Source organism: Burkholderia sp. Se-20378 (assembly GCF_017104665.1).
Classification (GTDB): Bacteria; Pseudomonadota; Gammaproteobacteria; order Burkholderiales; family Burkholderiaceae; genus Burkholderia; species Burkholderia lata.
Genome location: NZ_JAAGPG010000007.1, coordinates 37951 through 59316, shown reverse-complemented (window position 1 = coordinate 59316; position 21366 = coordinate 37951). Strand labels below are relative to the sequence as shown.

Below are 21366 nucleotides of genomic sequence, written 5' to 3'. Positions count from 1 at the left end.
ACCCAACGAGGAGAAACAAGGTGCTGCTCGAAGACAAGGTCGTCATCGTCACTGGGGGCTCACGGGGCATCGGCCGGGCCATCGCCGTCGCCAGCGCGCGTGAAGGCGCAGACGTGGTCGTCAATTACTGGGGCGATAACGACGCATCGTATGGGCGGCGCTCCGCCATCGCCGAAGTCGTTGCTGAAGTCGAGCGTGCAGGCCGCCGTGCGATCGCGATCGAGGGCAACGTCGCGCTGCCGCAAACCGGCATCGACCTGGTCCGCCACACGGTAGACGCGTTCGGCAAGGTTGACGTACTGGCCAGCAACGCCGGCATCTGTCCGTTCCATGCGTTTCTCGACATGCCTCCGTCGGTCCTGGAGCGCACGATCGGCGTCAATCTGAACGGGGCGTTCTATGTGACGCAGGCGGTCGCCCGTCAGATGAAGGAACAGGGAACGGGGGGCGCGATCGTCGCAACCAGTTCGATCAGCGCACTTGTGGGTGGCGGCATGCAGACGCATTACACGCCGACGAAGGCCGGTGTGCATTCGTTGATGCAGTCGTGCGCGATCGCGCTCGGCCCCTACGGCATTCGCTGCAATTCCGTGATGCCGGGGACGATCGCGACCGATCTGAACGCAGCGGATCTCGAGGACGAGGACAAACGGCGCTATTTCGAGAAGCGCATCCCGCTCGGCCGGCTGGGCCAGCCCGAGGACGTGGCCGATTGCGTGGTGTTCCTCGCGTCCGACCGGGCGCGCTACGTGACGGGGGCAGCGCTACTGGTCGATGGCGGGATGTTCGTGAACCTGCAGTGAGCGAGGGCCGCCTTCGCGGCCCGCGTGATCAGTTCGCGACCGGCTGCGAGAAGCGGCGAAGCAGCGCGATGAAGTGAACCGCGGGCTCGGCCAGCGGTTCCTCCTTGCGTGTGAGGATCCCGTAGCCGGGCAGGCTCTTGCCGATTTCGATCGGAAGTGCGACGAGCAGCTTCGCACGCACGTGGTCGCGCACGACGGATTCGGGAAGCATCGCGACCGCATCGTACGTTCCGACGAGCTGCAGGGTCGCGAAGATCGAGCCGCATTCCGTGACGTTGGCGGGCGTCGACAGGTTCGCGCGGGCAAACTCCTCTTCCAGGATGGCGCGCGCGGGGCTCGTGACCGGCTGGGCGATCCAGGGCCATGCGACGAGCTCGTCGAGCGACACGCGCGACACGCCGGCGAGCGGGTGTCGGGCACGCACGACGAGCACGAGCGTCTCGCGTGCGAGCGGCTCGAAGCTGAAGTCGTTGTGCTGGAGCGATGCGGTCAGTCGGCCCAGTGCAAGGTCGACGTCGCGTCGGTAGAGGAGCTGAACGATCTGATCGCTGGTCTCGCCGAGGATCCGCATGCTGAGGAGCGGTCGCTCGGTTTTCAGTGCGGCGACGGCGAGTGCCAGTACGTCGGGGGCGGCGCCCATGATCGCGCCGACCGTGAGCTGGCCGTGCCCGCCGCGGCGCTTTGCGTCCAGATCCTCGGCGAAGCGGGTCAGATCGGACAGTGCGCGGCGAGCGTAGGTGAGCACGACCTCTCCCAGCGCGGTAGGAGACATGCCGCGGGCGTTGCGCTCGAACAGCCGGAAACCGAACGCGTCCTCGATGTCGCCCAGCATGCGGCTCGCGCTCGGTTGCGCGACGTTGATTTCGTCCGCGGCCTGATGGAGGTTGCGCGTATCGTCGAGCGCCACGAGGAGCCCGAGGTGCTTGAACTTCAGGCGGTTGACGAGCGAGACGGTGACGTCGTGCGGACTCATGTGAGGAATGCGATTCGGTTTGTGGATCGCCCAATCACGAATACGGATTGGTTTGTTATCAGTGGCGGAATTATAGTCGCTGCCATACGCCCCTGGCGCACAAAAAACGGCATGACACGACGGAGATTCAAACATGGAGACGATCGCCTTCCGGATGGTGCTGAATCCCGGGCAGAGCGAGGAGTACAGGCGCCGCCACCGGGAGATCTGGCCCGAGCTGGTCGAGACGCTTCACGAGGCCGGCATTCGCGATTACTGGATTTTTCTCGACGACGCGACCAACCATCTGTTTGCCGTGCTGAAGCGCGAACGCGATCATCGGATGGACCAGCTCGTGACCGACGACGTCATGCGCAAATGGTGGGGCTTCATGGCCGACATCATGGCCACCGGTTCGGACGGCGCGCCGGCACAGAAGCCGCTGGTCCCGATGTTCTATCTTCCCTGACCCGCACACGGAGACACCGCATGCAAGTCATCGATCCCCATGTGCACTTCTGGTCGCTGGGTACGCACCACTACCCGTGGCTCGAGCATCCGAAAACGTCGTTCGTCGGCGATGCGCTGCTGTTGAAGCACGACTACCTGCCCGGTGATCTGTTGAGCGATGCCGGCGAGATCGAGATCGTGAAGATCGTGCACGTCGAAGCCAATCACGATCCGGCCGACCCGGTCGAGGAGACGCGCTGGCTGCAGACGCTCGCCGATGCAGGCGACGGACGGGCTGCCGGATGGCCGAACGGCATCGTCGCCGCGGCGGATCTGAGCGTACCGGATGTCGAGGCAACGCTGGCCGGACATGCTGCGTTCGCAAACGTACGCGGCATTCGCCAGATCCTCAACGTGCATGACAACCCGCTGTACGGCTATGTTCAGCGGCATTACCTGCGCGACCCGGTCTGGCGGAAAAACTTCGGACTGCTTGCGCGATACGGCCTGTCGTTCGACTTGCAGCTCTACCCATCGCAGATGGACGAGGCGGCGCAGCTGGCGCGGGCGCATCCCGACATCCAGATCGTGCTGAACCACGCCGGAATGTTCGTCGACCGCGACAGCCCCGCCGGTTATCGCGCGTGGCGCGAGGGCCTGAAAACGCTGGCCGCGTGCCCGAACGTGGCGGTCAAGATCAGCGGGCTGGCGATGTTCGATCATCACTGGACCGTGGAAAGCCTGCGTCCGTATGTGCTCGAGACGCTGGATACCTTCGGCGTCGAGCGCGCGATGTTCGCGTCGAACTTTCCGGTTGACAGGCTGTTCGGCTCGTACGACGTGTTGTGGCAAGCGTATGCGCGCATCGTCGCAGGCGCGAGCGATGACGAGCGGCGGCAGCTGTTCGTCGCCAACGCCGAGCGCATCTATCGCATCTAGCGGTGCCAGCGGCCGCGGAAATGGCTGGCGGCCGCACAACGACAATATCGACGGAGACAACAGTGCAGACATCCTCAAGCGGCACGACCGTGCCGCGGTTGGCGCTCAGCGGCGCCAGCAAGTCGTTCGGCGCGGTGCGCGCGCTGATCGACGGCAACCTCACGATGATGCCGGGCGAAGTGCACGCGCTGCTCGGCGAAAACGGCGCAGGTAAATCGACGCTCGTGAAGATTCTCGCGGGCGTCCATGCGCCCGACACGGGCACGCTGTCCATCGACGGGACCGAGCGGCGATTTTCGTCGCCGGCCGATGCGCGCGATGCCGGCATCGCGGTGATTTATCAGGAGCCGACGCATTTCTTCGATCTGTCGATCGCGGAAAACATCTACATGGGACGGCAGCCCGTCGACCGGTTCGGGCGCATCGATTACGACACGATGCATCGGGAAGTGGCCGAGCTGCTCGTATCGCTGGGCGTGAACCTGAAACCGCAGCAGTTGGTGCGCGGCCTGTCGATTGCGGACCAGCAGGTCATCGAGATCGCGAAGGCGCTGTCGGTCGACGCGAACGTGCTGATCATGGACGAGCCCACTGCCGCGCTGTCGCTGCCCGAAGTCGAACGGCTGTTCGCGATCGTGCGGACGCTTCGCGAGCGGGGCGCGGCGATTCTATTCATCACGCACCGTCTGGAGGAAGTGTTCGCGTTGACGCAGCACCTGACGATCATGCGGGACGGCGCGAAGGTTTTCGACGCGCGCACGTCGGACATGACCACGGCCGACATCGTCGCGAAGATGGTGGGACGTGACCTGGAGACGTTCTATCCGAAAGCGCAGGTCGAGCCGGGCGACGTGAAGCTTGCGGTTCGAGGGCTCACGCGCATCGGTGTATTCAAGGACGTGACGTTCGATGTCCGCGCCGGTGAAATCGTCGCGCTGGCTGGCCTGGTGGGTGCTGGCCGCAGCGAGGTGGCGCGGGCGATCTTCGGCATCGACCCGTTCGATTCGGGCGAGATCCGCGTGGCGGGCAAGGTGCTCTCGGCCGGGCAGCCCGGGCGGGCGATCAAGGCCGGGCTCGCGATGGTGCCGGAAGACCGGCGCCAGCAGGGGCTTGCACTGGAACTCAGCATCGCGCGCAACGCGTCGATGACGGTGCTCGGTCGCCTGACACGGTTCGGTTTGATTTCCGCAGCGCGTGAAGCGGTGCTTGCGCACGAGTGGGGCGCCCGCTTGCGCCTGAAAGCGAGCGACCTGACGTTGCCGGTCGGCACATTGTCTGGCGGCAATCAGCAGAAGGTGGTGCTCGGCAAGTGGCTGGCGACCGGTCCGAAGGTGCTGATCATCGACGAGCCGACGCGCGGCATCGATGTCGGCGCGAAGGCGGAAGTGTATGGGGCGCTGTCCGAGCTGGTCAGGGACGGCATGGCGGTACTGATGATTTCGAGCGAACTGCCGGAAGTGCTCGGCATGGCCGATCGCGTGCTCGTGATGCACGAAGGCCGCATCCGCGCGGAGATTCCGCGGGCGCTCGCGACTGAGGAGCGAATCATGCGGGCCGCGCTCGGGCAAGACGATATCGAACTGGGACGGGCGGCATGACGAGCGGAACAAACACGATGAATCGAACCGAGCGCATCCCGACGCGTGGAACACTGGCTGGCGGATTGTCTGCCGTCGTGAAGCGACGCGAGGCGACATTGTTCGTCGTCCTGGTGGCGCTGATCGCATGCACGGCGATTGCCCGTCCGCAGTTTCTCAGCATGCAGAATCTGCGGGATGTGCTGCTCAACGTGTCGATTGTCGGCTTGCTGACCGCAGGTATGACGGTCGTGATGCTGATGCGGCACATCGACCTGTCGATCGGCTCGGTGGTCGGCATCAGCGCGTACGGCGTCGGCGCCCTCTATGTCGCGTATCCGGCCATGCCGGTGCCCGTCGCGCTGGCGGCGGGGCTCGCCATCGGGTTGGCGGCAGGCGCGATCAATGCCAGTCTGGTCGCCATCGGCCGGGTCCCTTCGTTGGTCGCGACGCTGTCGACGCTCTACATCTTTCGTGGCGCCGATTACGCGTGGGTCCACGGCGGACAGATCAACGCAACGAGCCTGCCCGACGCGTTCTCGCGGCTTGCGACCGGTTCGGTCCTGGGCATTCCGGTCCTGGCGCTGGTTGCCGCTGTCGTTCTCGCCGGGCTGTCGGTCTATCTGAAGCAGTTTCGTGCGGGGCGCGAACATTACGCGATCGGTTCCAATCCGGAGGCGGCGCGGCTGGCCGGCATCCGGGTCGATCGGCGCGTCATGACCGGCTTCATGATCTCCGGCGCGATCGCGGGCTTCGCCGGCGCACTTTGGCTCGCCCGCTTCGGCACGGTCGATGCCAGTACGGGCAAGGGCATCGAGCTGCAGGTGGTTGCGGCAGCCGTCGTCGGCAGCGTGGCCATCAATGGCGGCGTCGGCACGATCCTGGGCGCGACGCTTGGCGCGGTCGTGCTCGGTGTCATCAGCATCGCACTCGCGGTGCTTCACGTTTCGCCATTCTGGGAGCAGGCGATCCAGGGCGCGCTGATCGTGGCGGCCGTCGCCACCGATACGCTGCTCGCCCGCTCCATCGCAAAACGCATGATGAGGAAACGCGACCATGGTTAATCGATCCACCCCGGTTTCGGCCCACCGATCCGCGGCTGTCCTGACCTGGGAAGTCCTGCTGGCCGTCACCCTTGCAGCGTCGCTGGTGATGGCGCGCGTGCTGTCGCCGGTCTTTCTCGACGCGGCCAACCTGACCAACATCCTGCTCGACATCGCCGAGATCTCGTTGATGGCGATGACGATGACGCTGATCGTCGTGACGGGCGAGATCGACCTGTCGGTGGCGTCGATCCTCGGTGCATCGAGCGCGCTGATGGGCGTGCTCTGGCATCTCGGCTTGCCGATGCCGGTCGTCATCGTTCTGGTGCTCGCTGGCGGCGCGCTTGCCGGGTTCTTCAATGGCTGGGTGATCGTCCGCTTCGAACTCCCGTCACTCGCGGTGACCATCGGGACGCTCGCGCTGTTTCGCGGCCTCGCGTACGTGCTGCTCGGCGACCAGGCGATTGCGGATTTTCCGGCGGCTTACACGTCGTTCGGGATGAATACGGTAGGTGCGACGTTCATTCCCGAGCCGTTCGTCATCGTCATCGTCGCTGCCGCGCTGTTTACCGTTTTGCTACAGGCGACGGCGTTTGGTCGCAGCCTCTATGCAATGGGGTCCAACAACCAGGCGGCCGCTTTTTCGGGCATCGATGTCAAGAAGACGAAGCTGAAGTTGTTCGTGTTGTCGGGCGTGATGAGCGCGATCGCGGGCATCGTCTACACGCTTCGCTTCACGAGTGCGCGCGGCGACAACGGCGAGGGTTTCGAGTTGGCTGTCATCGCCGCGGTGTTGTTCGGCGGCGTGAGCATCTTCGGCGGACGCGGTTCGTTGTACGGCGTGCTGCTGTCGCTGCTGATTGTCGGCGTCCTGAAGAACGCGCTCACGCTCGTCGACGTGTCGAGCGAGACCCTGACGATCGTCACCGGCGTGTTGCTGCTGTCTTCCGTGCTGATCCCGAATCTTGTCGCGGGCTGGCGGGCGCGCAGAGCGCGACGCGCGATCGCGCATTGAACGGCACCGTGTACCGAGTGTGAACCCAACGCATATCAACAACGCCGGCCGAGCGGCCCGGCGATTCATAGGAGACGTAGCATGATCAAGACACTGCGCATGGCGACGACCGTCGCGGTTTGCAGCCTGTTGTTCGGAATCGGGAGTGCTGCCGGTGCAACCGGTGTGAAGGACGGCCTGAAGATCGCGTTCGTGCCGAAGCAGATCAACAACCCGTACGAGGTCATTGCCGACGAAGGCGGGATGGCGGCCATCAAGGAGTTCAAGGGCGACGGAAAGGTGGTCGGCCCGTCGGATGCCGGCGCGTCGTCGCAGGTGCAGTATGTCAATACGCTGATTACGCAGCGACAGAATGCGATCGTGATCGCGGCAAACGATCCCAACGCGGTCGTGCCGTATCTGAAGCGCGCGATGTCGCAGGGCATCAAGGTCGTCACGTTCGATTCCGACACGGCGGCGGACGGCCGCAATGTTTTCGTGAACCAGGCCAATGCCGAGAGCATCGGCCGCGGCCAGATCCAGCTCGTCGCGAAGCTGATGGGCGGGGAGGGCGAGTTCGCGATTCTGTCGGCAACGCCGAATGCCACCAACCAGAACACCTGGATCAAGTGGATGCAGGAGGAACTGAAGAAGCCGGAATACGCGAAGATGAAGCTCGTCAAGATCGCATACGGCAATGACGACGACCAGAAATCGTTTGTCGAAACCCAGGGTCTGCTGCAGGCCTATCCGAACCTGAAGGCGATCGTGTCGCCGACCTCCGTCGGTATCGCCGCCGCCGCGCGCTATATCTCGACGTCGTCGAGCAAGGGCAAGGTGGCGGTGACGGGGCTCGGCACGCCGAACCAGATGCGCGCCTTCGTGAAGAACGGCACGGTCAAGGCGTTCCAGCTCTGGGATCCGGGCCAACTCGGCTACCTCGCCGCCTATGCGGCCGCCAATCTCGCATCGGGTGCGATCTCGGGCAAGGAAGGCGAGAGTTTCGAGGCCGGCAAGCTCGGCAAGCGCACGATCGGCAAGAGCGGAGAGGTGATCCTCGGGCCGCCCACGACGTTCGATGCGTCCAATATCGATCAATTCAATTTCTGATATTGCGTTCCGCGACCCCGCCCGATTTCGGGCGGAACGGTCCAGACGGTCGATAGGACGAGACGATCAGCATCGCGTTCGAGCATCACGTTCGGAATTGGGCAGTGCATCGCAGCGCTTAATCCGAATCGACTACGCCTGCGCTGTTCTCGGTTTCCGACGTCAACTGATAGTTTTCTGAGAGGTACTTATGTTACTCGTACTCCAAGGTGGAGGAGGCTTTCGATATTGAGCCGTGGTGTACGTCTATGTCGTGCTTTGACGACTTCATTTTGAAGTTCGACGAAATCTCATGGAAACGTCTAGCGAACGCCCGTACGCCTGTCGGGCACTAAAACAGTTTCGCCAGATCTCCGCGGTGACGGCGGATGGTGAAATCGACGAGTCGACGCCGAATGCGACCAATCACGCCGCGGGCCGATTGTCCTTTGCCGGTCTGGTCCGGGGAATAGCTTTCGACTGCCTCGCGCGAGCGGACGCCCTTGGCCCAGACGAGTAAGGCGGCTAGGGAGGCGCCATGGGCAAAAAGTTGCGAGCGCGAGCGATCGGACATTCGGAGATTATGGGCACCGGAATGACAGCGGCGTGACGACGGGGTGTGACGCGCCGTCGTGCCTAAACATCATTGACTCGTTCCGGAAAAAGTGGGAAATGGGCGTGTGCGCTAAAGTACTTTGAACCGCTAGCCGTAGCTAGCCAGAACCACTCAGCCGATTCGCCATCCCGCATTAACTGCAATAACGGTGCCGGTCACGAAGCTCGCGGTCTCCGAGGCAAGCCAGAGTACCGCAGTGGCCACGCCGTCCGGAGTGCCGGGGCGACCTAAAGGCGTTTCTGCAACGATGGAGGCAACGCGCTCCTCGGACCGCCCGCCGGTGAATCCTGTCCCGGCGATGAAGCTCGGCGCGATCGCGTTAGCAGTGCAGCCGTGTGGCGCTAGTTCTCACGCGAGCGCAAAGGTAAGGCCGTGAAAGCCTGCCTTCGCTGCGGCATAGGCCAGCCCGCCGATCTGCTGCCGCCAGTTTGTGCGCCACTCAAACTGATATTGATAACTCGCCCCCTAGGACGGGGCAACAGTGGAGCGACGCAGTGCACCATCAAAAAAAGCTGCCTTTGAGGTTGATTTCGATGACCGCGTTCCAATCTAGCTCGGCCTGGTCGAGTGCAGTACCAAGGCTCACTGAACGTACGAACCCCGCGGCATTGACCAGCAGATCCCCGCGCCCGACGTTCGTGAGTGTGGACTCGACATCCGTGCGCTGGCCTGCGTCGGCGAGTTGGCAGGTGGCTGCAGACCCCAGCTTCGCAACGGCTTCTCGTAACCGCTGATCGTTTCGACCGACAATTGTCACGCGATAGCCCGCGTTGATGCATGCGCGCGCGATGCCCAAGCCGATGCCGCTCGCCCCCCCGGTTACAACTGCACGCCTTTCTCCGTCAATTTCTGGCTCCACTCGTTTGCATTGGATGCAGATTAAAACTGGAAATACGATACGTCTCATACGATTGAACAGCTGTTCTGATAATCTTGTAGTACGGCAACCCTCATTTTTCGGCAGCTCGAACAGTTTCTCGTCCTCGCGGAGACGACGAATTTCCGTCGTGCTGCAGAGCAACTCAACATGGCTCGGCCGCCACCGACGGCGTCGATCCGACATATCGACTTGCTGTTGGGTATGTACTTGCTGGAACGCCGCAGTCGCGTGACGTCTTCATCCGCAGCCGGAAAAGTTTTGCGCGAAGAGACGCGCAGGACAGTGGAACAATCGCAGCGCGCCGTTGATCTGGCCCAGTGCGCGCACCAAAGGCTTGTAGGTTCTCTCAGAGTCGGGTTTGCAGCGAGCGCCACGCGACACGTCTTGCTTCCCTTGATAGCGCGATTTCGGCAGACCCATCCCGATGTCGCACTTGACCTGACTGAGGCAACCACTAGTCAGTAGCTCGCTGCCCTCGACAACGACCGTCTCGACGTTGCCATTGTCGTGCTGCCCCGTGATGTCAACGTCGATCGGCGCATTGCGAAGCGCAAGCTGTTGAAGAGTCGCATGGTCGCCGTCACGTCTGCGAAGCATGCGCTGGCTCGTCGCCTGTGCGCTCTGTGCCGCTTGCTGCGCTCGCGCGCGAGCCATGGATTTTGTTTCCACCGACGGAAGGGCCCGGCTTGTATGCGACGCATCCTCGATGCGTGTGCTGAGGCCGGATTTGTTCCGCGCATGGTACAGCGTGCAACGCAAATGGACACTATCATCGGACTTGCGGCTGCGAACCTGGGCAATTGGCTCGTACCGGAACCGCTTGCGTTTGAGGAAGCGTCGGACGTGAAATTCAGGCGACCTGCCAAATACGGGACGCCGGGGACATACGAAGTGGCACTTGCGTGGCGGAGTACAGACAGCAACCCAACAGTGGCGGCATTAGTGGATTCGTGCGCGATGTGAAGGCGTTAATCGATCATTGCGGTAGCAGAAGTGAAGGTGCCATCCGATACAGAAGTGACGTCTGACTGGTTGCGCCACGGAGGGAGCCAGTGACGCGTCATGGCCGACTGCCGCCTGATGAAGTTGCGGCTGCTGTCCCTTGCTATCCGCAGGATCACCTCTCGATCACCAGCAAACCGTGCCTACACTAGATACAAGGCCCAAATTCCCATCTTAAATCAACGGTTAGACATCGATGCGGCGGATTGTTGACGAACCCTATCAGACACCAGTCGCTGGCGTCCGTCACCTATTCGACTGGCCTGCGACAGGCCAGGTCGTGTCGGCCAATCCGGCCGGCATCGGTGCATGGGCGGAGCTACGCGGCGCGTCGGCGCTTCGGCCGTGCTGGATCGTACCGAGGCGCCGCAACTGCTCGACCGCATCGAGATGTTGACTCCGATCAGCTAAGGGACTGTAAGCTGGCCGCGATGGTGGTGTTTCCTTTCGTGGGTTCGGCGCGGCGCCGTTTTGACGGACTTGGGACCCATACTCCAGAACAGCGCAGCGAGAATTCCTTACAGAAGTGAAATGCATGTCGACCCGGTCAAGTTTCGATTTGCGGTGAATTCATGGCACCGCGCTACGACGATGGTCGCGAAATAATTCGTAAACGAGCGTGCGCAGCCATTGATGCCCTTCATCTCGCTGATAGCGTTCGTGCCAAAATTGAGAGATATCGACCGGCTCGATATCGAACGGAAGTGGGACAGCGCGTAAGTCTGGCAGCTGGCCGAGCACGTACGCAAGACGGCTCGGAACACAAGCGACTAAATCACTTGCGGACACAATGCTTTCCAGGCCGAAAGAGTGTGCAAGCTGTATTGCGATATGGCGCGTGGTGCCAGATTCCGGAGATAGTGCATCAAGCGCTGCTTCGAAATTCGCATGGCTGCCTGCAGTGGGTGCATAGATGACATGGTCGGCTGAGAAGAATTGCTCAGCGGTGAGCGTCGGACCGATCGTCGGATGGTCGACGCGCACGAGAGCTACGTAAGTTTCGTGGAACAGCCGTTGCTGGTGGAAATCGGCATGTAGCCCGCTGAACATTCCTAGCGCAAGGTCGATTTCACCGAGCTTCATCATTTGCTGTGCGGCATCGAGTGGTAGATCGGTTGTAACAATGCGCAGGCCGGGGGCTGACTGATGCAGGTGTGCGACGAGAGGCGGTATGAAAATCGCTTGCCCGAGATCGCTTGTATATAGACGGAACGTGCGCGTTGATGTGGCCGGCTCGAAAGAGCGGCCCGCCTGCAACGCGGATTGCAGCGACGCAAGCCCCTCGTCGACGAGGACCGCGATCGCATCCGCGCGTGGAGTGGGTTGCATGCCGTCGGCCGTCTTAACGAACAACGCGTCGTCGAACAGCGCGCGCAGCCGCTTCAGAGTGTTGCTTACCGCTGGCTGCGTGAGATGCAGCACCTCTGCCGCGCGAGTTGTGCTTCGCGTCTGATAGAGCACATCGAACACCCGTAGCTGATTGAGATCGATGTTGTGTCGGTCAGAATCGTGTTCCATTGCGTCGATAGGTTGTAATAAATCCGGTGAATAGCGTCATTCGTCGCCGCAATTTCACATGGGACCGCAGTCTTCATATCCTAGCCGGGAAACGCTTCGCTAGGGTGGCGCGGCGTACAGGACATCTCGGGAGACACCATGCGAGACAAGATTGCACTCGAAGAGCACTTTGCTACGCTGGAAACGATCGGCGACTCTGAACATTATTTTACGTCTGATATTTGGCCGTCGAGACGCCGCCAACTGCTTGATGTCGAAGGGGAACGCATCGAGCGCATGGATGCGTGTGGTATCGACTATGCAATCCTGTCGCTGAATGCGCCGGCCGTCCAGGCAATCACTGATACTGATCGTGCGATCGACGTCGCTCGCCGCGCGAACGACCTGCTGGCCGAACAGATCGCGCGTCGCCCCGATCGCTTTGGGGCTTTCGCAGCGCTTCCGCTGCAGGATCCGGACGCTGCTGGACGCGAGCTTGAGCGCGCGGTGACTGAACTGGGTTTCAAAGGTGCTCTCGTCAATGGCTTCTCGCAGGTCGGCCACGTCGACAACGCGACTTACTACGATCTGGCGCAATTTCGACCGTTTTGGGCGGAGGTCGCACGTCTCGACGTACCGTTCTACTTGCACCCGCGCAATCCGTTGCCGAGCCAGCAACTGGCAATCGAAGGTCATCCATGGTTGATGGGACCGGCATGGGAGTTTTCGCGCGAAACGGGCGTTCATGCCCTCCGCCTAATCGGCAGCGGCCTGTTCGACGAGTTTCCGAACCTAACCGTCATTCTCGGGCATCTTGGCGAACTTGCACTGCATAACATCTGGCGCACTTCGCACTGGGCGTCAGCCGGTGGGAAGAATCCGATGGGTGTGAAGGCGAAGCGCACGTTCATCGATACGTTCCGAGCGCATTTCTACGTCACGACGAGCGGCAACTTTCGGACGATCGCCATGCGGAACGCGATCGATGAGATCGGCAGCGATCGCGTGCTGTTCTCGGCCGACTATCCTTTCGAGTCGATGGAAGAAGCGAGCGCATGGTTCGACGCTGCTGAGATTGGCGATAACGATCGACAGAAGATCGGGCGGGACAACGCGAGCCGGCTGTTCCGACTGGGTTGAGCCAAGCTGGTGTCGCCGATTCATCAGAACACCGTGGGGAAACATGGTGGCGCCCCGTCCGGGCGTCACCAGAATGAATTTGTTGTATAAGTAAGGGATTTGATCAGGCTGACCGGGTATGTTCACATACTGGGGCGTCGAGTCGTACCTAAGTCGGACAGATTGACATCGAATGGACCGCTGGGCCAGGCTAAGACGGCCGGCTCGGACGCAAGCGCCTGCTGGTCGGTTCGGTCCTGTCGTTCGGCTGGTAGAGTACGTTTCCCGTGGTAGCAGCGGAGATGCATGCTGTAGCGGTGCCGCGTTTTTTCACCGGGGTACGGTTCGGCGCCGCGATGTCAAACACAATCGCGATGACGTCTGCGTACGGTCCATGCATAGGCGATGCACCGGTCGTTACGACGATGTCTTGTTGCTTCACGTTCGGCTCCACGGCGGCGGGGTTCATCGTCGCGCACGTGATTACGCGTTACGGCTGGCATGGGATATCCGGCATCGACGGCGTGCTGCCGATCGCGCTCGGGCTAGTGATGCTCGCTGCGCCGGCCGAGTCGATGCGTTTCTTGGTTCATCCACACCCGTCGACCGCATCGGTTTCGGGTGTGCTGCGTGTATGTCTTTTGGCGTGCGAGCTGGCGCGCAGCGTGCTACCCGACCGCTACCGCCACAATAGTCCCTCCTTTCAGTGAACGCGAAAGTAACCACGGCACTCGTTCGAAATCCTACGGTGGGTCGAAAGGCTGACCTCGCTGTGTCGTTCATTCGAGTAGGAAGCGGCGCAGCGCGTCGTGGCTGAGGCGGCGTGCCGTTTCGGATACGCGCGCGCCGGGCACGATGTCGAAGCCGTGCACGCCGCCGGGGAGCACGTGCAGTTCGGTCGGCACGCCTGCGCGAAGCAGGCGCTGCGCGTAGTCGAGATTCTCGTCGAGGAACAGGTCGAGCGAGCCGACCGACAGGAACGCGGGCGGCAGGCCTTCCAGCTGCGTGGCGCGTGCGGCGGCCGCGTACGGCGACACGCCGTCGAGGCCCGGCGCGTGACCGAGCAACGCACTCCAGCCGAACCGGTTGTTGGCCGCGTGCCACACGAACTCACCGGCATGCGGATGCGGCGCGCGCGTGCAGGTGCGATCGTCGAGCATCGGATAGACCAGGTGCTGGAACGCGAGCCGGTATTCGCCGCGGTCGCGTGCCAGCAGCGCCAGCGCGGCGGCGAGCCCGCCGCCCGCGCTTTCGCCTGCCACGCCGATCCGCGCCGCGTCGATGCCGAGTGCATCGGCCTGGCGGAAGACCCACGCGAGCGCCGCGTAGCAGTCCTCGATCGCACCGGGAAATACGGTTTCCGGCGCGAGGCGGTAGTCGATCGAGATCAGCGCACAGCCGAGCTCTGTCACGACCGACCGGTGCACCGCCTCGAGATCCTTTGCCGCGCCGCGCACGTAGCCGCCGCCGTGCATGTGGACGATCGCCGGGAGCGGGCGCACGCCGGCGTCGGGTCGGTAGACGAGGACCGGGACGTCCGGCGCGCCGGCGGGGCCGGGCACCGCGCGGCGTTCGAGCGTGCTGCCGGCGAGGTCGGGCGGTGGTAGCGGCAGCACGCGTTCGCGCGACTGCGCGAGGGTGTCGGCGCTGAGCGTGACGGTCGGCCAGGCCACGAGCAGCGGGCGGATTTCACGATCGACGAGATGCAGGGTATCCAACGCGTCACTCCATCGAAAAGGCGGGATGCGCGCTCACAGCACGCTGCGCGCAACGACCCAACGGTGTACCTCGGTCGGGCCCTCGAAGATGCGCATCAAACGCGCTTCGCTGGCCATCTGCTGCAGCGGCATTTCCTTCGTCATGCCCATCGCGCCGAGCGTCTGCATCGCATGATCGATGACGCGCCAAGCCATTTCGGTCGCGAATACCTTGACCATCGAGATCTGCGTGCGCGCGTCCTGCCCGGCATCCACGCGCGCGGCCGCTTCGTAGGTCATGAGGCGGCACGCATGGATTTGCGTGAGCGCATCGGCGACCCACCACTGGATCGCCTGGCGTTCCGCGAGCAGCACGCCGAAGGTCTTGCGCTGTTTCGCATGGTCGCACAGCAGCGCGACCGCGCGCTCGGCGCGGCCGATGCACCAGGCGGCCATCTCCAGCCGCCGGTTCGCGAGCCGTGCCTGCATCGGCGCGAAACCGGCGCCTTCCCGGCCCAGCAGTTGCGCGGCGGGAATGCGGCAGTTCTCCAGCACGATTTCATACGTGGACAGCCCGCCGATCATCGGGATCCGGCGTTCGATGATGAAGCCCGGCGCGTCGCGGTCGACGATGAACGCCGACATGCCGCCGCGCTTGCCTTTGCTTCGATCGGTGAGCGCCATCACGATCGTCCAGTCGGCTTCGGTCGCGTGGCTGATCCAGATCTTGCGGCCGTTCAGCACCCAGATGTCGCCGTCGCGCACGGCCGTCGTGGACAGCGCGCCCGGATCCGAGCCGGCGCCCGGCTCGGAGATCGCCATCGCGGCCCGCGTGACGCCGCGTGCGTACGGGTCGAGATAGCGTGCGCGCTGCGCATCGTCGGCCACGTCGCACAGCATCCGCAGGTTCGGCGAGTCGGGCGGCAGGATGTACGGGGTCACGGTCGTGCCGATCGCTTCGTTCACGCCGACCATCGCGACGGCCGGCAGGTCGGCGCCGCCCGCATCGAGCGGCGCGTCGAGTCCCCACAGGCCGAGCTGCCGCGAGCGCTCGTCGAGGCGCGTACGTTCGTCGTCGAGCAGCCCGAAGGGCTGGCCGTCTGCTTCGCGCGCCATCACGGCTGCTTCGAGCGGAATCAGTTCGTCCTTCACGAAGCGTGCGACGAGGTCCCGGATCATCCGGTGGTCGAGTTCGAGTTCGAAATTCATGAGAGTCGATGAGGGGGAGGGAAGGAAATGCCGACGCGGTCAGCCCGCGTTCGGACGAGACGATGCGCGGGCGCGCAGCGTGAAAAGCAACGCGACGGCACCGGCTGCGAGCAGCGCGGCGTTGAAATAGAGTCCGCCGCGCATCGACCCGGTGGCCGTGTTGAGCACGCCCATCAGGAACGGGCTCGCGAACCCGCCGATCGCGCCGGACATCGTGATCGCCGCGATCGCGACCGCCATCGAACGCTTCGGCAGCGCGAGCCCCGGCAGCACCCAGAACGCCGGTAGCGTCGCTGCGTGCGTAGCGACCGCGATGCAGAGCACGATCAACAGGTGCGGCGTGCCGGTGACGCTTGCGAGACCGATGAGCGCCGCTGCGCACGCGATCATCGCGAACGCACCGTGCCCGCGCCATTCGCGCCGGTGTTCGGTGCGCCAGCCCATCCCGAGCATGCCGACGATCCCGCACAGGTAGGGCAGCGCGGACAGCAGCCCGATCTGCATCGCGCCATGCAGGCCGCCGCGATGCAGGATCACGGGCATCCAGAACACCAGCGCATAGCCGGCGGCCGCGATCGAGAAATTGGCCGCGCACAGCAGCCAGAAATCGCGGTGCGCAAGCAGCGGTCGAGCTGTGATTGCCTCCGGCTTGCCGGCTTCGGCCTGCGTGTGCGCGGCGCGCAGCGCGGCCTTGTCGGCTTCCGACAGCCAGCGTGCGTCGTCCGGCCGGTCGTCGAGAAAGCGCAGCGCGACGAAGCCGAGCACGCTGCTCGGCAGCCCTTCCACGAGGAACAGCCATTGCCAGCCGCTCAGGCCGGCGGCGCCATCGAAGTACGACAGGATCGCGCCCGACACGGGGCCGGCGATCATCCCCGCGAGGTACAGCGCGGTCATGAAGAGCGCGAACGCCTTCGCGCGTTGCTTCGGCGGATACCACGCGCCGAGATGGAACAGGATGCCGGGGAAGAAGCCCGCCTCGAACACGCCGAGCAGGAAGCGGCACGCGTAGAACTGCGCGGGTGTGGTGACGAACATCGTCGCGGCCGAGCCGAGCCCCCACAGCACCATGATCCGCGCGATCGTCCGGCGTGCGCCGATCCGCACAAGCAGCGCGTTGCTCGGAATCTCGAACGCCATGTAGCCGATGAAGAAGATGCCCGCGCCGAGCCCGTACACGGCGTCGGAGAAGTTCAGTTCGGCCGCCATCTGCGCGTGCGCGAAGCCGATGTTGATCCGGTCGATGAACGACAGCGTGTAGCAGAGGATGAGGAACGGCAGCAGCCGGCGCGAGATCCGGCGGTAGAGCGCCGGTGTCGCACCATCGTCGACGGCGTCCGGGTCGGTCGAAAGGGTCGGGGTCATGAGGACTCCATCAGAAACGGTGAACGATGCCGAGCGCGAACACCTGCTCGGTGCCGCCCGGTTGCGGCTGCAGGCCGACGACGACGGTGTTGCGCGCGTCGCCGCCGTTCTTCATGTAGAGATAGCGTGCGTAGAGCGACGTCCGCTTCGACAGCGGATGGTCGTACCCGATGCCGAGCGCGGTGGCGTCGTTCGCGGAACCTTTCACGTCGCGGCGCACGACCGACACGAGCACGCGATCGAGCGCGCCCACGTCGATCGACGCGCCGGCACCCGCGGTCGAGAACGCAGGCAGGTTCGGCGCGGTGCTGACGCCATAGAGAAACGCGGCGTACAGCTTGACGTGCGCGAACGCGTAGTTGGCCGCGAACACGTAGTGGCGGGTGGTCGACGGCGAGACGACGGGCGACAGGTTGCCGGCCGACGTGTCGCCCTGGAAGCCCGCGCCGACGTAGAGCCCGCCGATCCGGTACTGGAGCCCGGCGCCGTAGTTGCGTCCGGCCTGTGTGGACAGCGCATTCGGCGTCGGGAAGCCGTATGTCGCCATCACGCGCAGGCCGTTCCAGTCGGGGCTCAGGTACGACACCGCCTGGTTGAAGCGCGGAATCGGCGGCGTCGTGTTGGGGGTGATCGTGTCCGTCGACGTCGCGAGCAGCGCGAGCGGCGACAGCCGTTCGTTGAGCCCGAACGGATCGCCGTCATAGACGACGTAGAACGACGGCGTGTATTGCCGGCCGAGCCGGAGGTCGCCGTAGCGCGTGTTCTGCAGCGCGACGTAGGCCTGCCGGTAGAACAGCGTGCCGCCCTGGAACGAGCCGTCGGCTGGCGAGAAGCCGCTCTCCAGCACGAACTTCGTCGATGTACCGCCGCCGAGATCCTCGACGCCCGTCAGCCCGAACCGGCTCGTCGACGATCCGCCGCCGCTTTGCCGCACGCTCGACAGGCTGCCGATGCGATCGAATTCGACGTAGCTGTCGACGATCCCGTACAGCGTGACCGACGACGCGTGCGCCGATGTGGCGCATAGCACGCACGCGCCGACCACGAATGCTTTCCGTTGCATGAAGGTGTCTCCGTTCCATGTCTTTTGTCGCGCGCCCGCGTTCTGGGAGCGGTTGCGCGCGTGATGCTGCCGTGCTGCGTCGGGTTCAGCGCCCCTTGAATACCGGTTTGCGCTTCTCGAGGAACGCGCGGGCGCCCTCGATCCGGTCCTCGCTCGCATAGACGTCGGGGCCGACGTCCAGCCGCAGCGCGGCGGCCACCGGCAACCCCTGGCTGCGGGTCGCGGTTTCCTTGATGCGGCGGATCGTGAGCGGCGCGTTCCCGGCGATCGTCTGCGCCAGTTCGCGCACGGTGTCGTCGAGTGCGGCGCCGGGGACGACGCGGTTCAGCAACCCGGCGCGCTGCGCCTCGTCCGCGTCGAAGCGGCGGCCCGTGAACAGCAGCTCCATCGCGATCGCACGCGGCAGCATGCGCGGCAGCAGCACGCTCGCGAAGTTCGCGCCCATGCCGACGCGTGCTTCGGGCAGCGCGAAGGTCGCGTGATCGGCGGCGATTCGCAGGTCGCACGCGAGCGCGATCTCGAAGCCGCCGCCGATCGCGTAGCCGTTGATTGCCGCGATGGTCGGCTTGCGCAGCTCGAGGATCAGTTCGTGCACGTTGCGTGCGAGCCCGCGCATCGGCTGCATCCCGCGCATCTCGGGGTCGCCGAGATCGACGCCCGCGCTGAAGGCACGGTCGCCCGCGCCGCGGATCACGATCACGCGGATCGACGGGTTGTCGTCGAGCGTGACGAGTTCGTCGCACAGCCGCCGGATCGCTTCGGCGGACAGCGCATTGGCGACGTGCGGACGATGGATCGTCAGCCATGCGATGCCGTTGTCGTCGTTGCGCAGGATCGACGGGGCGGCGTCGCCCGTCAGCGAAGAGAACGAGCCGGACGAGGTCATGACGCGCTCCCGGTGGTGTCCGCGCGCATGTCGTGGAGCACGCCCGCTTGCCGGAGCGCGTCCCGGTGAGCCGCGTCGATGCCGAGTGCGTCGAGCACGGCGTCGGTGTCGGCGGCGAACGGCTGGGGCGGCCGGCGTATCGATCCGGGCGTGCGGGAGAGCTTGGCGGGGACGCCCGCGCCGGTGTACGTGCCGGTCTTGACGAACATCGCGTTGCGGGCGGCTTGCGGGTGGCCGAACGCATCGGCGACGGTGTTCACCGGGCCTGCCGCGACACCGGCATTCAGCAGCCGTTCGACGATGTCGTCGGCATGCCGTTCCGCGGTCAGCTGGCCGAGCAGCGTATCGAGCGCATCGCGATTGGCGACGCGCTTCGCGTTGGTCGCGAACCGCGGGTCGCGCGCCAGCTCGGGCACGCCGAGCACTTCGACGAGCCGCGCGAACGTGCGGTTGTTGCCGGCGCCGGTCGAGATCGGCTTGTCCTTGCACGGATAGATGCCGTACGGCGCGATTGCGCCATACACGTTGCCGGTCGCCACGGGCACGTCGCCGGTTGCCATCCAGGTCGTGCTGACCGGATGCAGCATCGACAGCGCGGTGCTGAACAGGTCGATGTCGACGTGCTGCCCGAGGCCGGAGCGGGTCCGTTCGACCAGCGCGAGCAGGACGCTCGACACGGCACTCAGGCCCGCCGCGTAATCGACGACCGGGAACGGCACCTTCAACGGCATGCCGCCCGGTTCGCCGTTGATCGACATGAAGCCGGCGAGGCCCTGTGCGACGGCGTCGTAGCCCGGAAACCGCGCCAGCGGGCCGTCGGTGCCGTATCCGGAGATCGAGCAGTGGACGAGGCGCGGGAAGCGCGCGCGCAGGCAGTCGTCGTAGCCGATGCCCCAGCGTTCGAGCGTGCCCTGCTTGAAGTTGTCGATCAGCACGTCGGCCGTGTCGAGCAGGCGGAACAGCACGTCGCGCCCGTCCGGATGCGACAGGTCGAGCGCGAGATTGCGCTTGTTGCGGTTGAGCCCCCAGTAGTAGCTGGAGATGCCGTTCGGCATTGCGGGCCCCCAGTCGCGCGTTTCGTCGCCCTGCGGCGGTTCGATCTTGATGACGTCCGCGCCGTGGTCGGCGAGCGTTTGCGCGCAGAACGGCCCCGCGTAGACGCGGCTCAGGTCGACCACGCGCACGCCTGCGAGTGCGCCTTCGTGACTGCTTGTCATGACGATGTTTCCTTCGATGTGGGATTCGGCCTGCCGGCATGCCGGCATGCCGGCAGGCGATGCGTCGCGGATTCAACCGCGCGCGGCGAACAGTGCGTTCACTGCCGCGCGGTGTTCGGGGGTGGCGTGCGCGAACGCCTGGTATGACGCCGACAAGTCGAGCAGCGTGTCGAGGCTCGCGTGGCGGCCTTCGCGCAGCAGCCGCTTGGTCAGGCGCAACGCGGTGCCCGAATGCCGGGCGATGCGGCCGGCCAGTTCAAGCGCGTGCGCAAGGAGGTCGCCATCGGGAACGACGCGCGAGACGAGCCCGCAACGCAGCGCCGCCGGTGCGTCCAGCGCATCGCCCGTGAACGACATTTCCGCGGCGACGGCGGCGCCGACGACCCGCGGCAGGAACCACGCGCCGCCGTCGCCGGGCACGAGGCCGAGGGCGATGAAGCTTTCGGCGAAGCGGGCGCGATCGGCGGCGATGCGGATGTCGCACATGCACGCGAGATCGGTGCCGGCGCCGATGGCCGGGCCGTTGATCGCCGCGATGGCCGGCACTTCGAGGTGCTGGAACGCGTGCGCGATGCGCTGGATGCCGCGGCGATAGCTCGTCCGGATCGCGGCGAGGTCGTGCGGGTCCGATTCCAGGAACGCACGCATCGCCTTCACGTTACCGCCCGACGAGAACGTCGTGCCGGCACCAGTCAGCACCAGCACGCGGATCGACTCGTCGCGATTCGCGTCGTCGCAGCATTCGGTCAGCGCATCGATCGCATCGTTGTCCGAAATGGCGTTGCGGGTTTCCGGACGATTCATCGTGACGGTCAGGATCGGTCCCTGCCGTTCACGGATCAGAAAGGCTGTCATGGTGTCTCCGAGTGTTCTGTACCGCGGGACTTCACGCCGCGGGCCGAAGCCTAGTATCGTCACGACGGTTGGCGGCGGGAAATTCCGTTCCACATATGTGGAAGGCTCGCCCGGTG

General features: G+C 64.5%; 20 protein-coding genes and 1 pseudogene. 10 read left to right on the top strand and 11 right to left on the bottom strand.

The window, feature by feature from the left end; genetic code table 11:
• Positions 1 to 20: 20 nt before the first annotated feature.
• On the top strand, positions 21 to 803 hold the full coding sequence (locus G3N93_RS02325) for an SDR family NAD(P)-dependent oxidoreductase (protein ID WP_206122693.1): 783 nt from the start codon (positions 21 to 23) through the stop codon (positions 801 to 803).
• 28 nt (positions 804 to 831) lie between these two features.
• Here G3N93_RS02325 and G3N93_RS02320 read toward each other — a convergent pair whose 3' ends face one another.
• The gene (locus G3N93_RS02320) at positions 832 to 1776 is read right to left on the bottom strand and encodes a LysR family transcriptional regulator (protein WP_089476159.1); all 945 of its coding nucleotides are present in this window, start codon (positions 1774 to 1776) and stop codon (positions 832 to 834) included.
• Positions 1777 to 1909: 133 nt separating this feature from the next.
• Between G3N93_RS02320 and rhaM the strand changes: the two genes are divergently transcribed.
• The 6 genes from rhaM to rhaS all read left to right on the top strand — a co-directional run bounded on the left by rhaM (position 1910) and on the right by rhaS (position 7868).
• On the top strand, positions 1910 to 2224 hold the full coding sequence (gene rhaM / locus G3N93_RS02315; protein ID WP_089476158.1) for an L-rhamnose mutarotase: 315 nt from the start codon (positions 1910 to 1912) through the stop codon (positions 2222 to 2224).
• Positions 2225 to 2244: 20 nt separating this feature from the next.
• Positions 2245 to 3144: an amidohydrolase gene (locus G3N93_RS02310; RefSeq protein WP_206122692.1), complete on the top strand. Its 900-nt coding sequence runs from the start codon at positions 2245 to 2247 to the stop codon at positions 3142 to 3144.
• A gap of 20 nt (positions 3145 to 3164) precedes the next feature.
• Positions 3165 to 4742 (top strand): sugar ABC transporter ATP-binding protein, encoded by a 1578-nt coding sequence (locus G3N93_RS02305; protein WP_241011631.1) that lies wholly within the window; start codon positions 3165 to 3167, stop codon positions 4740 to 4742.
• Between the two features lie 17 nt (positions 4743 to 4759).
• Positions 4760 to 5785 carry an ABC transporter permease gene (locus tag G3N93_RS02300; protein WP_241011630.1) on the top strand — a complete coding sequence of 342 codons (1026 nt, stop codon included), beginning with the start codon at positions 4760 to 4762 and terminating at the stop codon, positions 5783 to 5785.
• A complete protein-coding gene (locus G3N93_RS02295) occupies positions 5778 to 6779 on the top strand; it encodes an ABC transporter permease (protein WP_206122689.1) in 1002 nt (333 codons plus the stop codon). Before G3N93_RS02300 ends, G3N93_RS02295 begins: the two co-directional genes overlap by 8 nt.
• Positions 6780 to 6860: 81 nt before the next feature.
• Positions 6861 to 7868 carry a rhamnose ABC transporter substrate-binding protein gene (gene rhaS / locus G3N93_RS02290; protein ID WP_089476153.1) on the top strand — a complete coding sequence of 336 codons (1008 nt, stop codon included), beginning with the start codon at positions 6861 to 6863 and terminating at the stop codon, positions 7866 to 7868.
• A 706-nt stretch (positions 7869 to 8574) separates the two neighbouring features.
• Here the strand turns inward: rhaS and G3N93_RS41405 are convergent.
• Complete coding sequence (locus G3N93_RS41405) at positions 8575 to 8763, bottom strand: SDR family oxidoreductase (protein WP_254603288.1); 189 nt, start codon at positions 8761 to 8763, stop codon at positions 8575 to 8577.
• A gap of 202 nt (positions 8764 to 8965) precedes the next feature.
• Positions 8966 to 9484, bottom strand: a complete 519-nt coding sequence (locus tag G3N93_RS41400; RefSeq protein ID WP_241011629.1) for an SDR family NAD(P)-dependent oxidoreductase — start codon at positions 9482 to 9484, stop codon at positions 8966 to 8968.
• On the opposite strand from G3N93_RS41400, the pseudogene G3N93_RS42390 reads away from it, so the two are divergent.
• Positions 9416 to 10306: pseudogene (locus tag G3N93_RS42390) on the top strand (LysR substrate-binding domain-containing protein). The gene G3N93_RS41400 and the pseudogene G3N93_RS42390 sit on opposite strands and share 69 nt — an antisense overlap.
• 609 nt (positions 10307 to 10915) lie before the next feature.
• Here the strand turns inward: G3N93_RS42390 and G3N93_RS02265 are convergent.
• Positions 10916 to 11863, bottom strand: a complete 948-nt coding sequence (locus G3N93_RS02265; RefSeq protein ID WP_206122688.1) for a LysR family transcriptional regulator — start codon at positions 11861 to 11863, stop codon at positions 10916 to 10918.
• Positions 11864 to 12001: 138 nt separating this feature from the next.
• On the opposite strand from G3N93_RS02265, the gene G3N93_RS02260 reads away from it, so the two are divergent.
• Complete coding sequence (locus tag G3N93_RS02260) at positions 12002 to 12982, top strand: amidohydrolase family protein (protein ID WP_174985392.1); 981 nt, start codon at positions 12002 to 12004, stop codon at positions 12980 to 12982.
• 281 nt (positions 12983 to 13263) lie between these two features.
• Positions 13264 to 13671 carry a hypothetical protein gene (locus G3N93_RS02255; protein WP_206122687.1) on the top strand — a complete coding sequence of 136 codons (408 nt, stop codon included), beginning with the start codon at positions 13264 to 13266 and terminating at the stop codon, positions 13669 to 13671.
• A 69-nt stretch (positions 13672 to 13740) separates the two neighbouring features.
• On the opposite strand, the gene G3N93_RS02250 is transcribed toward G3N93_RS02255, so the two are convergent.
• The 7 genes from G3N93_RS02250 to G3N93_RS02220 all read right to left on the bottom strand — a co-directional run bounded on the left by G3N93_RS02250 (position 13741) and on the right by G3N93_RS02220 (position 21250).
• Positions 13741 to 14679, bottom strand: a complete 939-nt coding sequence (locus G3N93_RS02250; protein ID WP_174985396.1) for an alpha/beta hydrolase — start codon at positions 14677 to 14679, stop codon at positions 13741 to 13743.
• Between the two features lie 33 nt (positions 14680 to 14712).
• A complete protein-coding gene (locus G3N93_RS02245; RefSeq protein WP_206121403.1) occupies positions 14713 to 15867 on the bottom strand; it encodes an acyl-CoA dehydrogenase family protein in 1155 nt (384 codons plus the stop codon).
• Between the two features lie 39 nt (positions 15868 to 15906).
• The gene (locus tag G3N93_RS02240; protein WP_206121404.1) at positions 15907 to 17229 is read right to left on the bottom strand and encodes an MFS transporter; all 1323 of its coding nucleotides are present in this window, start codon (positions 17227 to 17229) and stop codon (positions 15907 to 15909) included.
• 10 nt (positions 17230 to 17239) lie between these two features.
• On the bottom strand, positions 17240 to 18292 hold the full coding sequence (locus G3N93_RS02235) for a porin (protein ID WP_174985402.1): 1053 nt from the start codon (positions 18290 to 18292) through the stop codon (positions 17240 to 17242).
• Positions 18293 to 18377: 85 nt separating this feature from the next.
• The gene (locus tag G3N93_RS02230) at positions 18378 to 19178 is read right to left on the bottom strand and encodes an enoyl-CoA hydratase/isomerase family protein (RefSeq protein ID WP_174985404.1); all 801 of its coding nucleotides are present in this window, start codon (positions 19176 to 19178) and stop codon (positions 18378 to 18380) included.
• Positions 19175 to 20395, bottom strand: a complete 1221-nt coding sequence (locus tag G3N93_RS02225; RefSeq protein ID WP_206121405.1) for a CaiB/BaiF CoA-transferase family protein — start codon at positions 20393 to 20395, stop codon at positions 19175 to 19177. Before G3N93_RS02225 ends, G3N93_RS02230 begins: the two co-directional genes overlap by 4 nt.
• 72 nt (positions 20396 to 20467) lie before the next feature.
• Positions 20468 to 21250, bottom strand: a complete 783-nt coding sequence (locus G3N93_RS02220) for a crotonase/enoyl-CoA hydratase family protein (protein WP_174985409.1) — start codon at positions 21248 to 21250, stop codon at positions 20468 to 20470.
• Positions 21251 to 21366: the final 116 nt, after the last annotated feature.

Excerpts from the sequence above, each read along its gene's own strand:
- G3N93_RS02320 (WP_089476159.1), bottom strand. The coding sequence starts at position 1,776 with ATGAGTCCGCACGACGTCACCGTCTCGCTCGTCAACCGCCTGAAGTTC.
- rhaM (WP_089476158.1), top strand. The coding sequence starts at position 1,910 with ATGGAGACGATCGCCTTCCGGATGGTGCTGAATCCCGGGCAGAGCGAG.
- G3N93_RS02310 (WP_206122692.1), top strand. The coding sequence starts at position 2,245 with ATGCAAGTCATCGATCCCCATGTGCACTTCTGGTCGCTGGGTACGCAC.
- G3N93_RS02305 (WP_241011631.1), top strand. The coding sequence starts at position 3,165 with ATGGCTGGCGGCCGCACAACGACAATATCGACGGAGACAACAGTGCAG.
- G3N93_RS02300 (WP_241011630.1), top strand. The coding sequence starts at position 4,760 with ATGAATCGAACCGAGCGCATCCCGACGCGTGGAACACTGGCTGGCGGA.
- G3N93_RS02295 (WP_206122689.1), top strand. The coding sequence starts at position 5,778 with ATGGTTAATCGATCCACCCCGGTTTCGGCCCACCGATCCGCGGCTGTC.
- rhaS (WP_089476153.1), top strand. The coding sequence starts at position 6,861 with ATGATCAAGACACTGCGCATGGCGACGACCGTCGCGGTTTGCAGCCTG.
- G3N93_RS02265 (WP_206122688.1), bottom strand. The coding sequence starts at position 11,863 with ATGGAACACGATTCTGACCGACACAACATCGATCTCAATCAGCTACGG.
- G3N93_RS02260 (WP_174985392.1), top strand. The coding sequence starts at position 12,002 with ATGCGAGACAAGATTGCACTCGAAGAGCACTTTGCTACGCTGGAAACG.
- G3N93_RS02255 (WP_206122687.1), top strand. The coding sequence starts at position 13,264 with ATGCATGCTGTAGCGGTGCCGCGTTTTTTCACCGGGGTACGGTTCGGC.
- G3N93_RS02245 (WP_206121403.1), bottom strand. The coding sequence starts at position 15,867 with ATGAATTTCGAACTCGAACTCGACCACCGGATGATCCGGGACCTCGTC.
- G3N93_RS02240 (WP_206121404.1), bottom strand. The coding sequence starts at position 17,229 with ATGACCCCGACCCTTTCGACCGACCCGGACGCCGTCGACGATGGTGCG.
- G3N93_RS02235 (WP_174985402.1), bottom strand. The coding sequence starts at position 18,292 with ATGCAACGGAAAGCATTCGTGGTCGGCGCGTGCGTGCTATGCGCCACA.
- G3N93_RS02230 (WP_174985404.1), bottom strand. The coding sequence starts at position 19,178 with ATGACCTCGTCCGGCTCGTTCTCTTCGCTGACGGGCGACGCCGCCCCG.
- G3N93_RS02225 (WP_206121405.1), bottom strand. The coding sequence starts at position 20,395 with ATGACAAGCAGTCACGAAGGCGCACTCGCAGGCGTGCGCGTGGTCGAC.
- G3N93_RS02220 (WP_174985409.1), bottom strand. The coding sequence starts at position 21,250 with ATGACAGCCTTTCTGATCCGTGAACGGCAGGGACCGATCCTGACCGTC.